13 protein-coding genes are annotated in these 15,643 nt (G+C 35.3%); 9 read left to right on the top strand and 4 right to left on the bottom strand.

What is annotated here, in order from left to right; translation table 11 throughout:
• Window position 1: 1 nt before the first annotated feature.
• On the top strand, window positions 2-1,345 hold the full coding sequence (locus tag AC57AW_RS02995; protein ID WP_496350782.1) for an SWIM zinc finger family protein: 1,344 nt from the start codon (window positions 2-4) through the stop codon (window positions 1,343-1,345).
• A gap of 144 nt (window positions 1,346-1,489) precedes the next feature.
• Here the strand turns inward: AC57AW_RS02995 and AC57AW_RS02990 are convergent, their stop codons facing one another.
• Complete coding sequence (locus AC57AW_RS02990) at window positions 1,490-1,942, bottom strand: VOC family protein (protein WP_496350781.1); 453 nt, start codon at window positions 1,940-1,942, stop codon at window positions 1,490-1,492.
• 435 nt (window positions 1,943-2,377) lie between these two features.
• On the opposite strand from AC57AW_RS02990, the gene AC57AW_RS02985 reads away from it, so the two are divergent.
• The 4 genes from AC57AW_RS02985 (at window position 2,378) to AC57AW_RS02970 (ending at window position 7,387) form a co-directional block, all read left to right on the top strand.
• Window positions 2,378-3,895 (top strand): TROVE domain-containing protein, encoded by a 1,518-nt coding sequence (locus AC57AW_RS02985; protein ID WP_496350780.1) that lies wholly within the window; start codon window positions 2,378-2,380, stop codon window positions 3,893-3,895.
• A gap of 338 nt (window positions 3,896-4,233) precedes the next feature.
• Complete coding sequence (locus AC57AW_RS02980; protein WP_496350779.1) at window positions 4,234-4,713, top strand: hypothetical protein; 480 nt, start codon at window positions 4,234-4,236, stop codon at window positions 4,711-4,713.
• A gap of 419 nt (window positions 4,714-5,132) precedes the next feature.
• On the top strand, window positions 5,133-5,660 hold the full coding sequence (locus AC57AW_RS02975) for a DUF6584 family protein (RefSeq protein ID WP_496350778.1): 528 nt from the start codon (window positions 5,133-5,135) through the stop codon (window positions 5,658-5,660).
• Between the two features lie 887 nt (window positions 5,661-6,547).
• Window positions 6,548-7,387: a hypothetical protein gene (locus tag AC57AW_RS02970; protein ID WP_496350777.1), complete on the top strand. Its 840-nt coding sequence runs from the start codon at window positions 6,548-6,550 to the stop codon at window positions 7,385-7,387.
• Between the two features lie 432 nt (window positions 7,388-7,819).
• Here the strand turns inward: AC57AW_RS02970 and AC57AW_RS02965 are convergent, their stop codons facing one another.
• Together AC57AW_RS02965 and AC57AW_RS02960 are read right to left on the bottom strand one after the other, a co-directional pair.
• A complete protein-coding gene (locus AC57AW_RS02965) occupies window positions 7,820-8,122 on the bottom strand; it encodes a helix-turn-helix domain-containing protein (RefSeq protein ID WP_496350776.1) in 303 nt (100 codons plus the stop codon).
• A 44-nt stretch (window positions 8,123-8,166) separates the two neighbouring features.
• Window positions 8,167-8,595, bottom strand: a complete 429-nt coding sequence (locus AC57AW_RS02960) for a transposase (protein ID WP_318848646.1) — start codon at window positions 8,593-8,595, stop codon at window positions 8,167-8,169.
• A gap of 622 nt (window positions 8,596-9,217) precedes the next feature.
• On the opposite strand from AC57AW_RS02960, the gene AC57AW_RS02955 reads away from it, so the two are divergent.
• Entirely contained in the window at window positions 9,218-10,756 is a 1,539-nt protein-coding gene (locus AC57AW_RS02955; protein WP_496350775.1) for a SulP family inorganic anion transporter, read from the top strand.
• 156 nt (window positions 10,757-10,912) lie between these two features.
• On the opposite strand, the gene fusA is transcribed toward AC57AW_RS02955, so the two are convergent.
• The gene (fusA, locus tag AC57AW_RS02950) at window positions 10,913-12,979 is read right to left on the bottom strand and encodes an elongation factor G (protein WP_496350774.1); all 2,067 of its coding nucleotides are present in this window, start codon (window positions 12,977-12,979) and stop codon (window positions 10,913-10,915) included.
• 614 nt (window positions 12,980-13,593) lie between these two features.
• On the opposite strand from fusA, the gene AC57AW_RS02945 reads away from it, so the two are divergent.
• From AC57AW_RS02945 to AC57AW_RS02935, 3 genes are read left to right on the top strand one after another with little or no spacing between them, the layout of a single operon-like run.
• Window positions 13,594-14,262 (top strand): HAD family hydrolase, encoded by a 669-nt coding sequence (locus tag AC57AW_RS02945; protein ID WP_496350773.1) that lies wholly within the window; start codon window positions 13,594-13,596, stop codon window positions 14,260-14,262.
• Between the two features lie 8 nt (window positions 14,263-14,270).
• Window positions 14,271-15,095, top strand: a complete 825-nt coding sequence (locus tag AC57AW_RS02940; RefSeq protein WP_496350772.1) for a phosphoribosyltransferase family protein — start codon at window positions 14,271-14,273, stop codon at window positions 15,093-15,095.
• Window positions 15,085-15,642 (top strand): TerD family protein, encoded by a 558-nt coding sequence (locus AC57AW_RS02935; protein WP_047382292.1) that lies wholly within the window; start codon window positions 15,085-15,087, stop codon window positions 15,640-15,642. The genes AC57AW_RS02940 and AC57AW_RS02935 overlap by 11 nt, the downstream gene beginning before the upstream one ends.
• Window position 15,643 lies beyond the last annotated feature (1 nt).

Below are 15,643 nucleotides of genomic sequence, written 5' to 3'. Positions count from 1 at the left end.
TATGGGAGATACGGTTATTTATAACTATTCAGGAGCATCCTCTTTAGTAAGGAGAAATGCACTTGAAGAACTGTTTCTTGCCAAATACAGTGAGATAGATAAAAATACAGATGCTCCATGTTTTTTCTGGGGAAATGTCAGGCAGCCTTTTATTTTAGCGCGCTGCCTGATTACACTTTCCAATATTGTGAAATCCAGCTTTAACCTGTCTCCGTTTCAGATGGCACTTCTTAAAGATCCGATTGTAACAGCCGGAAATCAAAGATTACGCTTTGAGGGGTTTTCTCACTGTGCTGGAGTCTATGCTAGAGTAGACGTGCTGCCTGACGGCCTGGAAGGAGAGTTTCTGGAAAGTGGAACTACGAATGTAGATTTTAATCAGCCTATGATCACCGCCCTGGGAAGCATCCGTCCGAATGAAAAAATTATGCTTTCCGTAGGTGAAAAAGAAGTTGGGCTTTATCAGGAAGAAAAAAAAATAATAGAAAGAAAAGTGCCTCTGCCTGTAAAATGGATCAAAGGTCTGGGAACAGTTCAGGTCTATTTATCAGAATCTGAAAAACGCTATACTTTTAATAGAATTCAGACACAACAGTTATTTCGTGGAATGCCTAAAGGAGTAGTAAAGTCTGATTATTACCTTATTGTGAGAGGGAATAAACCCATCTTTTCTCCGGTAGCATCTGCAGATGCTGTTTGTATAGGAGGGCTTCACAGGCTTCGTCTGTTGGAACCTTTGCTTCCGTATATTGATTCTATGCAGGTTTTTCCGCATGCTAATATGCAGTCTACCACCTGGCAGCTTTATATGGGGAATATCAGATTCAGCTTTTCTTTATCAAGAGAATGCTGGAGAGGTTTCTCAGGAGAAGGAGCTCTACTGGATAGTTTGGTTTCTGAAGTTTCAGATGAGTGGATTGACGCTTTGGATAAATATGCCTATGCCAATCAATCCTTTAATCCAACCATGCTTGCTCTGGAAGAAAATCTGAGTTTCAGCAAAACAGATAATGCTGCAGGAAGGCTTGCCGCAATGGGATTATTAGGTTACGACCTTGATGATCATGAATTTTTCTATCGCAGACTTCCTTTTAAATTAAGCCGTATTATCGGGCTCAATCCCCGTATAAAAAATGCTGAAAAGCTGATAGAAGCGGGAAAAGTAGAAATTTTAAACAACAATAAGGAAAGAACAGAAGCCAGAGTAGAAGGAACCGGTGTGCATCATACGGTAATCATTGAAGAAGAAAAAGAACGCTGTACCTGCGAATGGTTCAGTAAATATCAGGGCGAAAGAGGTCCCTGTAAACACGTGTTGGCAGTTAAAAAACTGGTAAACAGTTAAAAACTTCTACTACCTGATATTATTATTTTGTTAACTGCCGAAGGGGCGCAAAAATTTTGTTTAATAAGAATTCAATTTTGATCCCCGTAAATCTTTGACTTTCTTGCACCTCTGCGTTATATCAGTATCTAACAGATGTTTTTATTAATTTTTCACCTGCTTCATCCATTCCTCATAGCTAAGAACACCTAATTCCGGTTTGCTTTCTCCTTCAAGAATAGAGATAAATTCAAGCTGATTTCCATCCGGATCATTAAAATAAATGGCCAGTGCAGGCATCCACGCAAATACCATTGGTTCAACACTTCCATTTTTTAGGAAATTATAAGGTTTTAAATCTTTATTTTCTAAAAACTCTACTGAGTAATTTAAAATATCTTCTTTACTGCTGGAAAAAGCAAAATGTCTGGTTTGAAGATTCTCCTTCTGCTCCCATAATCCTAACATAAATTCTTTCCCTTCTCCAACCCATAAAAAAGCAATAGGTCTGGTTACATCTCTGTGAGCCAGTTTCAATCCCAACACTTCCGTATAAAACTGTATTGCATTTTCCAGATTGCTCACCTGAACATGAGTCTCATATATTCCTTTAATCATAGCTTAATTTTAATGACAAAACTAGAAAACCCTTCCCGAAAAACTTAGAATAGGTGATTTCTTTAATTGAAATGAATGATAGAAGGATTTTATAATTATGAATTATAAATGATGAATGATGAATGATGAATGATGAATGATGAATGTAGCCGTATTATTTCAAAAATCCGTGTAAATCTGTGAAATCAGGTTGAAATAATTTTCATGGGCTTTATCCCGCCTTGTAAATACTCCATTCATACGGCTTTAGGCAAACCTTAAAAACTGTGTAATCTCTGAGGTCCATTTTAAATAAATCCATTCGCAATAAAAAATAAGAAAAATTCTAAGAAAAATTTTCTACGCAAAAAGGTTGCGCAATACTGTTTTTACTTTGCATCAGAAATCAGAGAGGAAGTATCAATCCTTCCCATGTTTAACAAAAAAACAGTAACCATGAAATTTAATTTTTTAAGAAAAGAAACTAAAGTAGTACTGAACTACGAAGGTGCAAAAGCTTATGCGATGACACCTGCAGAAGAATTGTATAGTGCTGTTGTTACAACAGGACTGTCAGATGCCAACTATGAAAAAGGAAATGACAGATTGGAAAGAATCCAGTCTCTGATCAAAAAAAATGACCCTGAGTTTGTGGCAAAACTGGCGGTGTATGCAAGAAAAGATATGTACCTGCGTTCCATTCCATTGGTGTTGACAACTGAATTGGCAAAACAGACTTCCGGTACGGATCTGGTAAGCAAAACGGTGGAAGGTGTCGTTCAGAGAGCTGATGAAATCACGGAATTGTTGGCGTACTACCAACTTGCGAATAAAAGAACAGATACTAAAAAACTGAATAAACTGTCAAAGCAGATTCAAAAAGGTTTGGTAAAGTCCTTCAACAAGTTTGATGAATACCAGTTTGCAAAATACAACAGAAAGGCAGAAGTAACCCTGAAAGATGCTCTATTCTTGGTTCACCCGAAAGCTAAAGATGAAAACCAGCAAGCTGTTTTCAATAAAATTGCCAATAATACATTGGAAACCCCTTATACATGGGAAGTAGAACTTTCCGTTTTGGGTCAGACGAAATTTGCAATTGATGCAGAAAGAAAATTAGCCTTCAAAAACAAATGGGAGGAACTGATCTTCAGCAACAAATTGGGTTATATGGCAACTATGAGAAACCTGAGGAATATCCTGGAGGCTGGAGTGTCATCTGATGCAATGAATAAAGTCTGCAGATATCTTTCTGATGAAAGAGCAGTATCCAATTCAAAGCAGCTCCCATTCCGATTCCTGGCGGCGTATAGAGAATTGAAAACCATAGATTCTCCTTATTTGTCCTCTGTGTTGGAAGCATTGGAAGATGCTGTGGTAGTGAGTGCTAGAAATATCAAGGGCTTTGGTTTTGATACTTCGGTGGTAATCGCTGCGGATGTATCGGGTTCAATGCAGAAAGCAGTTTCAAATAAAAGTAAAATCTTGCTGTATGATATCGGCTTGCTGATGTCGATGATCCTTCAGTCACAATGTAAAAATGTGGTGACAGGTATCTTCGGTGACCGTTGGTTGAGGGTTCCAATGCCTAAAAATGGTATTTTAAGGAATGTGGATGCCTTCTACAAACGTGAAGGTGAAGTAGGATATTCCACAAATGGTTATCTGGTCATTGAAGATCTGATTAAAAGAGGTGAAAAAGTGAACAAAGTAATGTTATTCACCGATACTCAGATGTGGAACAGCACTGGAAACAGAAACTCTTTTGAAGACCTGTGGAACAGATACAAAACAATTGCTCCCCATGCAAAGCTGTATATCTTTGACCTGGCAGGTTATGGTACACAGCCGCTTGATATCAGAAAGAATGATGTACATCTTATAGCCGGTTGGTCAGAGAAAATTTTCGAAGTACTGAATGCTCTGGAAGACAAAAAATCAGCCATAGAAATGATTCAGAAAGTAGTGCTGTAAAAGGCACTGCTTTTAAAAATAAATAGCTATCAAAACAATCAATATATTGAGGAGCTTAATCCCGCTTTCCACTGTATCTTTTTCACCAAAGCTTTTTTCAAGCCATTCAGAAAAAGGATGCCGTTGCAATCGGGGCTAGAAATAATAATTATGAATAAAAATCTTATAAACTCTATAAATGAATCAGTGATTTTTTTTACAAATCATTTAGATTCATTGAAGAAAAAGAGTGATCTAAATGAAATTTTAATGGCTGACATTAATGATAAGACTAGCTTGAATAAATTTGAATTCTTTAAAAAGATTAATAATGTTAGTTCACTAATTACAATTTTCACTTGGATTTACTTGTTGCTATTAAGTCATTAAGTAATTCTTTAAATAATTGGGAAAAAATTTATTCTATAAAAAATTGCTATTTAACAATCTTTGAGACTTTTAAAACATATGAGGAATATAGACGATTTTTATTTGAAATATCAGTTAACGTATGGCCTAATTTAAAAGAAGAGCTTAATGAAATAAATTTAGAAATTCGGAACTTTAAAGAGAAATATAGATATGAAACTGAGATGTCTGAGATTAGAAATAGTATAGCAGGACATATTAGTGATGATTTTGATTTGTATTATAGTACAATTATTAATTTTGATGGTGAAAAAGCAGCGAAAATTGTTCTTGCTTTTTTAGAAATAATTCAAAAAATTCAAAATTTCTTAACGAAGATAATTCTTGAAAAAATAAATATTAAAGAAGAGGAGAAAATTTCAAAACTAATGACGAATATAGAAATACGACCTAGGAAACGAAGGCGTTAAGAAAATAAACTATGCGAACGTTAAGAAAATTCTATTGTTTGAAGCGCGACACAGAAATTGAAACGAAGAAGTAATAGTACATTCGCGCAAGTTTTAGAATTTTTAGAGAGTGTAGGTTATTTTTAGCCGGAATTTCCAAGTCTTGAACTTTTGGTTCTTTTGTTTCAAGGCAAAACGAACAAAATTTAAATAAAAAAATAAGCTGCGTAAAAAGGTTGCGTACATGCAATGTAATTTTGCAGTGTTAATAAATACCGGTGTCGTTAGAAAGACATTCTTCGATTCCAAAAACAGAGTCTTTCGACAGATTGCCCGGTAGCTATAACCAATGTCGTTCATAAGAGTTCCATCATCAAACTTTTAATTTGACTAGAATCAAAAAACTCTTATATCCAGTTACTTGGTTTAATTTTAAAATTATGGGAAATTTATTCTACAGAATTGAAGAAGACCTTAAAGAAGGCAGAAAGAAAAAAGCCTGTGACAGATTAAGAAATATGATCAATCAGTTTCCCAATGATCTTTCCCTAAGAAAAAAATTAGGACAGATTTATTTTGAAGCAGGATTTCTTGACGAAGCAGGTAAATTTTGGATTCTGTCTGCTCCTGAAAATAATGAAATGGAAAATGCCGTAGAGCTGTACAGAAAATCTTTAAGCAATTCAGGAAATGCAATTTTAAAAGATATTGTTTTCAGAGGAGATAAAGATTTGCTTGATGAGCATGCAAAGAAAGTAATCCTGGAACTGGAACAAGATAGCTTTAGAGTAACCAGGCAAATTCCAACTTTTAAAGTGAAAGCAAGAGAAAAAGGTAGTTATTCGGAAGATAATTCAAATTTTCTAAATACAATTGGATTTTTTTTATTGGTAGGATTACTAATTCTACTGCCAGTTTTAGGGATTTTTAAATTGTTTGAATTGATCTCATCATTATTTTCTCAATAAAAATAAACTGCGTAAAAAGATTGCGTACATACAATATAATTTTGCAGTGTTAATAAATACCGATGTCGTTAGAAAGACATTCTTCGATTCCAAAAACAGAGTCTTTCGACAGATTGCCCGGTAGCTATAACCAATGTCGTTCATAAGAGTTCCATCATCAAACTTTTAATTTGACTAGAATCAAAAACTCTTATACATTGTTACTTGGTTTTTAATAAAAAAAACAACTACGTAAAAAGATTGCGTAGCAGCGATATAAATTTGCAAAAGATAAAGCTAATAATCATGGATAACCATAAAAAGCAAGTGTCGTAAAATAGAGTTACTTCTTTAGGGACGGTAATACAGGTTCGAATCCTGTTCTGCAGCAGCAGATAGTAGAAATGGCAACACCCCGTATTAGTCTCTGTTTGATTCAATTACCTTGCTGAATTATATCAGGTGTCGTTTTGGAGTCATACTTCGATTCACCCATCAGGTCACAGGTTCAATTCCTGTCATTCTTGTTGTAAACGGGATGTAGCTCAGTAGGTGGAGCAGATGGTACAGAAAGATTCCGCCACTTTTACCCTGATACTATAAAAGAGTACTAGTAGATACATTAATAAACAAAAAACTAAAAATCAAGTGTCGTTTTGGAATCATACTTCGAGAATTGATCATTGGGTCGCAGGTTCGAATCCTGCCTTTTCCCTCGAAAAGGAGAAGTAGCTCAGCTGGTAGAGCAAATGCACGGAAGATTCTGAGAATTTTACCTTGATTGTATAAAAGAGTGCCGTAGAAAAGGCCTACTTCGGTTTAATTTGGTTCGACTCCAGAAGGTTATGTAAATGATCTTGTACAAGTCTTTTCGAATCTTGCCTCTTTTTATTTTTAAATTAATAACAATGAATATACCAGTTAATCTTACTGAGTTTTTATACTGGGTCAAAGACCGTACAGAAAAACTATGGTCGATAGATGATGAAAATTGTCCCAAAGGATTTTACGGAGCCAGATGGCAAAGTCTTTCTGAAGAACAGATTAATCAGATTGAGAAAAAATATCAGGTCAGTTTTACTTCTGAACATAGAGAATTTCTAAAAATTCTTCATGCCATCGACAAAAAAGAAATTGTGGAATATGAAGATGAAGGAGAACTGATTACAGAAGAATGTACTTTCTTTTATAATTGGTTTGAAAATGAAGAGGAAATAAAAAAAATATTGAATACACCATATGATTGGATGTTGGATGATATTGATTCAGTTAATAAAGTTTGGTTGAAATCATGGGGAATAAAGCCTGCATCCTTGGAAAAGAGAAAAAAAATTTTTGATGAATGGTTTTCACATGTTCCAACACTTTTACCACTCATGGGAACTCGTTATATAATAAGTGATGTAGATCTTGTTTGGAGACCTGTGCTTTCTATAAGAGGTTCAGATATTGTCATTATGGGATGGGATTTCAGAACTTATTTATTAAATGAGCTAAGAGGTTATCTTGATATTCATATTGATGTTTTTGATGAAGAAGATCAAATGTTCTACCCTGAACTTATTGATGAAGTACAGCAAATATTTAATGAAAACTATAAATATGATGAAACTAAAGACATTCCTTATCTGAAAGAAATGATTCTTTACTGGTCTTCCGGATGGAGTAGTTTCGGTTTAAGTTATCACCCGGAAAATGCCAGAGTCCATCCTATTGTTAAAACATATATTGCTGAAGAAGAAAAATAAAACAAACAAGTGCCGTAGAAAAATGTTACTTCGCTCATCACGACGGGGTCACGGGTTCGAGTCCCGTCTCTTCCACAGCAAAAAAACACGAAGTATATAGGAAGAGTAGCTCAGTTGGTTAGAGCACGACTGCATTATTCGATTTTAGCCTTGTTTTCATAAAATCAGAAGCCGGAAGTGGGACGTTGAAAGATATCTTTGTATATAATTTTCTATAAAGTCAGATAGATTTTCAGACTTTAATCCCTTTCTTCTTCCCACTTCCAGCTTCTTTATATTCATATATTGAAGTGTCGTTAGGAAAAAATTCATCGTACCACAACTATGGGAGGAATAGCGAAGTCGGTCACTCCGGCAAGGTTATCCGGTTCGACTCCGGCAAACGTACAGCCCTGTTTTTCCTTATCATTACCTTTAAAAAATGCTGGTAGATTATTTACTGGCACTTTTCATTGTATCAAGATCTTCTTCAAACATGAGTTTCCATTTTGAAAGAGTAGTTCTGCTTATTTTATATTTTCTGGACATATAGCTTGTGGAATGACCGTGCTTCTTCTGATACTGAAGCAATTTTAGCATAGTCTGCCTGTCATATGTTTTGAGTTTTTGATTTTCTCTGGACTGTTTGAACAGTTTTTCATTGAACTTCAGAACATCCTCGCTGGTGTTAAGTTTTTCAAGAAGTTCTTTGATTTTCGGATCTTTTAGCTTTTCCGGATATTCCATCTTTAGCATATCCTGATAAATTTTTTTGTAATTGGGGCGCATGTCTTATCTGTTTATCCGTTTACATTATCGCTCTTCTGAAGCCACCTGTGAAGGGTGCTTTTGGGAATAGAATATTCTTTGATGACTTCACTTTGGGTCATTTCACCGGAAAGAATTCTTTTCATAATAAAATCTTTGATTTCCTGGGTGTAAATATTTTTCCTGAAATAGGGCGTTTTTTCGGATTTCTGCTGGTTTTTGTTGATGGCAGAAGGAGGTGCGTATAAAATCAAATGTGAGCTGTAAAGTCTGAAAAAATCATATTCCAATAATTTGCTCCATCTTAGAAGAAGATCTGTATCCATCGATTTGCTGTCATACATCACTTCGACTGTTTCCTCGTCTTTGCCTAAAAATTTGCATATCCTTTCTATTGTTATTTCATTTTCATCTACCCTTTCTTTAATAAACTTTCCAATATGGATTTCTTTATATAACATTTTTGTTGAATATTATTCTTTTGTTTAAACTTATGTATCAAAAAAACGGAAATAGAATACATATATTATCTCTTGTGGTAGGAAATAATTCACTTCGGTTTGAAATTGATAAAAAATAGAAATTATGATATAAGAATGTTTAATTGCGTTTAATAAGATGATGAATCTTAAAAAACGGATCTGTAACTGCCAAATAACTTAAAAACAGGTGGGTAGGATTCACCTTAATGTACTTGGGATATATTCTTTATTTCAATGGGTTTCTTCTTCTTCTCTTTCAAACTTCTCTTCCTGCCATTTGTGTAAAATAATATATACCTATTAAGGTTTTTATGCAATTCTATGAGTTGAAGCTGTAGATAGATTGATAAACAGCTTTTTACGCGTTGAATTTTTAATTAGTACCAAATAATTGCTTATTCGCTTTCAAATGTAAACAAAAATAAGAACTAAAAAGAGATAGAAATGTAAAAATCATACTTTATCTGCTTATTTTAATTAAAATTAACATATTATAAAAATTGATTTGTGAATTGTTTAAAAGTGATGGGCTTCATCATGAAAAAATGATAAAAAGAAAAAATTGTATACCATCCGGACAGTACATACCTTTGCAAAATCAATGAAAAATACTATAAGCTTATTCGACTTTTCGAAGAAAATAAATTACAAAAATGAACTGCTGGCTGGTTTTACTGTAGCGATGACCATGATTCCTGAATCACTTTCATTTGCTATTCTTGCCGGTTTGTCCCCGCTTACAGGACTTTATGCTGCTTTTATGATGGGTCTTGTAACTGCGGTTTTGGGAGGACGTCCGGGAATGGTTTCCGGTGGAGCGGGTGCAACCATCGTTGTATTGATCGCTCTGATACAATCTCATGGGATTGAATATCTTTTTGCTGCCGTTGCACTGGCCGGAATACTTCAAATGATGGTGGGAATCTTTAAACTGGGAAAATTTGTAAGATTGATTCCGCAGCCGGTTATGTACGGATTTTTAAACGGTTTGGCCATTATTATTTTTATGGCGCAGGTAGAGCAATTTAAGATTACGGACAGCAACGGGGCTGTAAACTGGCTGCAGGGAATGCCTTTATACATAATGGCTGGCTTAACTGCCCTGACGATTGCCGTAGTCTACTTTTTTCCCAAAATAACGAAAGCAGTTCCTGCCTCACTCGTAGCGATAATTATTGTCTTTGCTATAGTTCTTGGATTTAATATTCCAACCAAAACAGTAGCGGATATTGCCCATATCAGTGGAACTCTTCCAAGTTTTCACATTCCACAGATTCCTTTTTCCCTGGAAACTTTACAAATTATTTTTCCCTATGCTTTAATTATGGCAGGAGTAGGTCTTATCGAATCTCTTCTGACATTATCCATGGTGGATGAAATCACCAATAGTAAAGGAAACACAAACAAAGAATCTGTAGCTCAGGGATTAGCCAATATTACCAACGGTTTCTTTGGCGGAATGGGTGGCTGTGCAATGGTAGCACAGACATTGGTGAATCTTAATGCAGGTTCCAGAGCAAGACTATCCGGAATTATTGCTTCCTTGTTGATTTTAATAATTATTCTCTGTGGAGCACCTGTGATAGAAAAAATTCCTATGGCTGCTTTAGTAGGAGTCATGATGATGGTTGCCATTAGTACGTTCCAGTGGGTATCTATCAGGATTGTTAATAAAATGCCGAAGTCGGATATCTTTGTTGGAGTTACTGTAGCATTGATTACCGTAATTCTGCATAACCTGGCGCTGGCGGTTTTGGTTGGGGTTATCATCTCAGCATTGGTTTTTGCATGGGATAATGCCAAAAGAATCAGAGCAAAAAAGCATGTTGATGAAAACGGAGTGAAGCATTACGAAATATATGGACCTTTGTTTTTCGGTTCTGTAACGGCATTTACAGATAAATTTGATCCTATGAATGATCCTGAACAAGTGGTTGTCGATTTTAAAGAAAGCCGTATTGTAGATATGAGTGCGATAGAAGCACTGGGCAAATTATCTAAACGTTATAAAGAACAAAATAAAATAGTACACTTACGACATCTCAGCGAAGACTGCCGGAAAATATTGAAAAATGCCGAAGCGGTAGTTGAAGTTAATATTGAAGAAGACCCGACCTATAAAGTGATGCCGGAAAAATAGGGGAGTGGTCAATAAGTGAATTTTGCTTCGCAAGTGAAAAGTGAATTTTTTATAGTCTGTAAAAATTGCTAAACGCAGCGGATTGATGATTGACCATTCACCAAACATCCCATAACCAGACAAGGACTGTAAGAAAAATCTACAGTCCCTGCTTGTTTAGGTGATTAATGTATTCGCAATAAAATCAGGCACTAAAGCATAGTGTGACAATTTCATGCTGATGGAAGCTCTTCCGCTTGTCAGCGTTCTCAGATCAGAAATATACCCGAAAGTTGAAGCTAACGGAACTTCCGCTGCAAAAATCTTTCTTCCTGATCTTTCATCAATAGAAGTGATGATTCCTCTTCTTCTGTTGATATCCGCAGTGACAGCTCCCGTATATTCTTCGATGCTTTGAATCTCAACCTGCATGATAGGTTCCATAAGTTTAGGACTGCAACCTTTGGCAGCCGCTTTGAAGCCTTCTCTTGCAGCAATTTCAAAATCAAGAGCCGCAGAATCCTGAGCGTGGAATGAGCCATCTAACAGGGTAATCTTCATGTTTTCCAGAGGATATCCTTTTAATGGCCCGTGTTCCATAGCTTCTCTGAATCCTTTTTCAACAGATGGAATAAATTCAGTTGGAATAACTCCTCCTTTGATTGTATTGATAAACTCGAATCCATGTTCATTATCATTTCCTGGTCCGATTTCAAAAGAGATATCAGCGAACTGACCGCTTCCTCCGTTTTGCTTGGAAAGCTTTTCCCTATGGATTTTGGTTCCCGTTAAAATCTCACGGTAAGAAACTTTAGGTTTTCCCTGATTGACTTCAATACCATGATTCAGACGGATTTTCTCCAAAGTAACCTCAAGATGAAGCTCTCCCAGTCCACTCAATAATGTTTCTCCGGTCTGTTGATCTCTTTCAACCACCAAAGAAGGATCTTCTTCCTGGATTTTAGCCAGCACCAAACCGAAAGACTTCTCATCACCATTGGTTTTCGGCTCAATAGCCACTCTGATGACAGGAGTTGGGATCGTAATCGATTCCAGTAATATGGGCTTATCTACAGAAGACAAAGAATCTCCGGTTTTGGCATCTTTTATTCCTGTTAAAGCAACAATATCTCCCGCTTTAGCTTTCTCCAGTGATAACGTTTTATCCGACTGCATCTGTAAAATTTTCGAAATTCTGTAGCTTTCACCTGTTCTTACATTCAATATCGTGTCTCCCGGTTTTATCCTTCCGGAATACATACGGAGCATGGCCAGCCTTCCCATATGCTTATCAATCACGACTTTGAAAACAAGTCCTGAAAAATCAGCAGCTTCAGTTCTTTCCAGTGTTACCATTTCTTCTGTTTGAGGATCTCTTCCCTGCAGGTCAGCAAGCTGATCCGGAGCCGGAAGATACTTTACTACGGCATCAAGAAGAGGCTGTATTCCTTTGTTTTTAAAGGCAGAGCCACAAAGAACGGGAACAGCTGATCCGGATCTGCAGACTCTTTGTATGGCTTCTGTAATCATTTCAACGGTGGCTGTTTGTTCAGTATCCATAAAAATCTCAAAGAATGTCTCATCATATTCTGCAAGAGTTTCCAGTAATTTCATTCTGTATTCATCAGCTTCAGTACGTGATACCACAGGAATTTCCTTTTCAACAATGGTTTCTCCGTTTTCATCTTCCCAGTATAATGCTTTCATCTGTACAAGATCAATAACGCCTTCAAAATGTACTTCAGCTCCAATTGGAATCTGAAGAGCAAGAGGAACAGCATTCAGTTTGGTTTTTATCTCATGTAGAACTGCAAAGAAGTCTGCCCCAATTCTGTCCATTTTATTGATAAAACAAATTTTGGATGTTCCGTGTTTTTCGGCTTGGAACCAAACATTTTCAGTCTGTGGCTGAACCCCTGAAGAAGCACAGAAAACCGCGACAACACTGTCCAGAACTCTTAGAGAACGTTCTACTTCCACTGCAAAATCAATGTGTCCCGGAGTATCAATAATGTTGATATGATAAACGTTATGATCTTTTTTCCATTGCGTTGAAACTGCAGCTGAAGAAATAGTAATCCCTCTGTTTCTTTCCTGGATGTCTTTGTCCATGGTGGTATTTCCATCATCTACATTCCCGATTTTATGAATGAGTCCTGTGTAATACAAAAGTCTTTCGGATAAAGTTGTTTTTCCTGCATCTACATGTGCTATGATCCCTATATTTCGTGTGTTGTATTTCATTTTGTTTTGTTTAAATTGTTGATTTTTAGATCTGTATTTAGAAAGGTTCTGAAAAAAATGAGCACAAAATACACTCCGGTCTTATAAAGCCGGCAAAACATTTTTGTATTTCGTATCAAAGGGAAATTTTCAGAGATCTTAACAAATAACAGAAGTTGTTTGAATTGTTAAAGTCTGAAATTAGGGCAGCAAAAAAGACCTATCCGAATAGATAGGTCTTCAATATATTTTTGGGTATAAAAGATCTATAGAACTATTCAGATAAATATTCAGTGCTGCCAAAGAACACAGCTCTGATAGGGTTGATTAAAGTTATAATATTTATCATTTTTGTTGACATTGTTGATTGTTAATCGGTTGCGAAATTATAATTTTTTTTTGATTTCCAAAGAATTTTTTGAAAATATTTTTTTTAAACGCTTGATAAATCATCTTCTGTGAATCCGTCAAACTCGTGGATAGTCATAAAAATATCTTAAAACAGATAATGAACGTAATGCATTTATGATAAAAATTTTATCTTTGGGAAGAATAGTATTGTAAACACTTGTTGATGATTAAAAATAATTAAATCTTTTTCAAGAAAGCTAGATAAAACTTTTAACTTAAAACTATTGAAAACAGATATCGACATTCATAACCACTGTCATTTTTCCTTTGACCTGTGGCTTACCTTAATCAAATCTCATCCTGAATTTAAAGCAAAAAGAGTTGAGCTGTTCTCCTCATTTTTTAACGTAAATAAACCTATAGAGGAGGTTGCGAAAACCGTAAAATATTATGATGATCTTTGCAATACCATCAATGAAGTAACAGGAGGAAATATAGATACTTTTGAGATTTATCTGATGATTCTTGGTTCTCTGAACGTGGATATAAAAGATTTGAGTAAAGAAAAACTCAACGAGTTTTACACAAAGAGTGAAAACCTGTTTCTGGAATACAGACCTGTGGTGATTTTTGAAAATATTCATGATTTTTTTGAGAATATCAAAAATCAAGGCAAAACAATCAATATTCTGAGCAACACAGGATTTATCAAAGGAAAAACAATGAGAAAATTTCTGATTCATGAAAACCTGGATCAGTACATTGATTTCCATATTTATTCTGATGAAATTAACTGTTCCAAACCGAACCCGCTTATTTTTCAGGAAGTGAAGAATAAGATCAAAGATCAGGATTTACCACTGCATCAGATCCTGCATATCGGGGACAATCCGGTGGCAGACTATCAGGGAGCCAAAGCCTTTGGTTTCAGTGCCCATTTACTTAAACACTAAAAATAAACATGAATACAAGATACAGCTTACACCACATTCATTCCGCAGATGAGTTTACATTCTCACCTGCAGAATACAGCTATTTCAAGTATGGCGATAAGTCGTATGCTGAAAAATTTGCAAGAGAATTATTCGAAGGATTTATTTCCAGAAATGAAGCACTTTTAGATAGTGATAGAGAGATTGTAGTACTTCCAAGCCCTTATATGGCAATTCCTACGGCCTCCAATTTTTTATGCTTTTACTTTAAGAAGCATCTGGATTTTTATCTGTTTCAAAAAGGAAAAAAGTCAAGCATTTTATCTAAAATCAATCGTAACCATACCTATATTACAGATTATGGGAACCTTAATTTTGAAGATCGCAAAAATCTGATCGCAAATGATACTTATTATATCGATAAGGATTTTTTGAGAGGAAAACTTTGTATTTTTATAGACGATATAAAAATCACGGGAAGTCATGAATATACAGTCAACAGAATTTTGAATGAATACAGCGTAGAGGCAGACTTTATGTTCCTGTATTACGCAGAGTTGATGAATTTTGAACTTGATCCTAAAATTGAAAACTTTTTCAATTACTATGCCGTAAAAAATGTAAAACATGTTGCAGAAGTGATGAATAAAGAGAGTTTTGAGTTCAATACAAGGATTGTAAAATATATTTTAGGCCTGGAATCAAGTAATTTTGATTATCTTACGTCTAAAGTAAAAAGAGAACAGATGGATCTGCTTTTGGAGCTGGCCATCAGCAACAATTATCATTTAATAAAAGAATACGAAAATAACATCAATACTTTAACACAAACGGAATTATATTATGGCTATTAACTTACAAAAAGGACAAAGAGAAAACATTAACGCACCTAAATTTACTGTAGGTTTAGGATGGGATATCAATAATACTTCTACAGGAACAGGATTTGACCTTGATGCATCTTTATTTTTGCTTGGGGACGACAAAAAATTAGTTTCAGATAATCACTTTATTTTCTATAACAACCTTGAGTCTCCGGACAAATCTGTGATTCATACAGGAGATAACCTTACAGGTGAAGGATCTGGTGACGATGAGCAGATCAAAATTGATCTAACAAAAATTGATGATGCGATCAAAGAAATTACTGTTGTGGTAACCATTCACGAAGCAGAGTCAAGAAAACAAAACTTTGGACAGGTAAGAAATTCTTTCATCAGAATTTTCAATACAGATACGAATGAAGAAATCTTAAAATATGAATTAGACGAAGATTTCTCCATCGAAACCGCCGTAGAATTTGGAAGAATCTACAACAGAAACGGAGAATGGAAATTTGAAGCTGTAGGAGCAGGGCAGAGAGACGGCCTTGACAAATTTGTATCAATTTATCAAAAGTAAT

The sequence above is a fragment of the Chryseobacterium sp. BGA-UO-ETr-SB22 genome (assembly GCF_059567885.1).
This window is presented reverse-complemented; position numbering and strand designations above follow the sequence as displayed.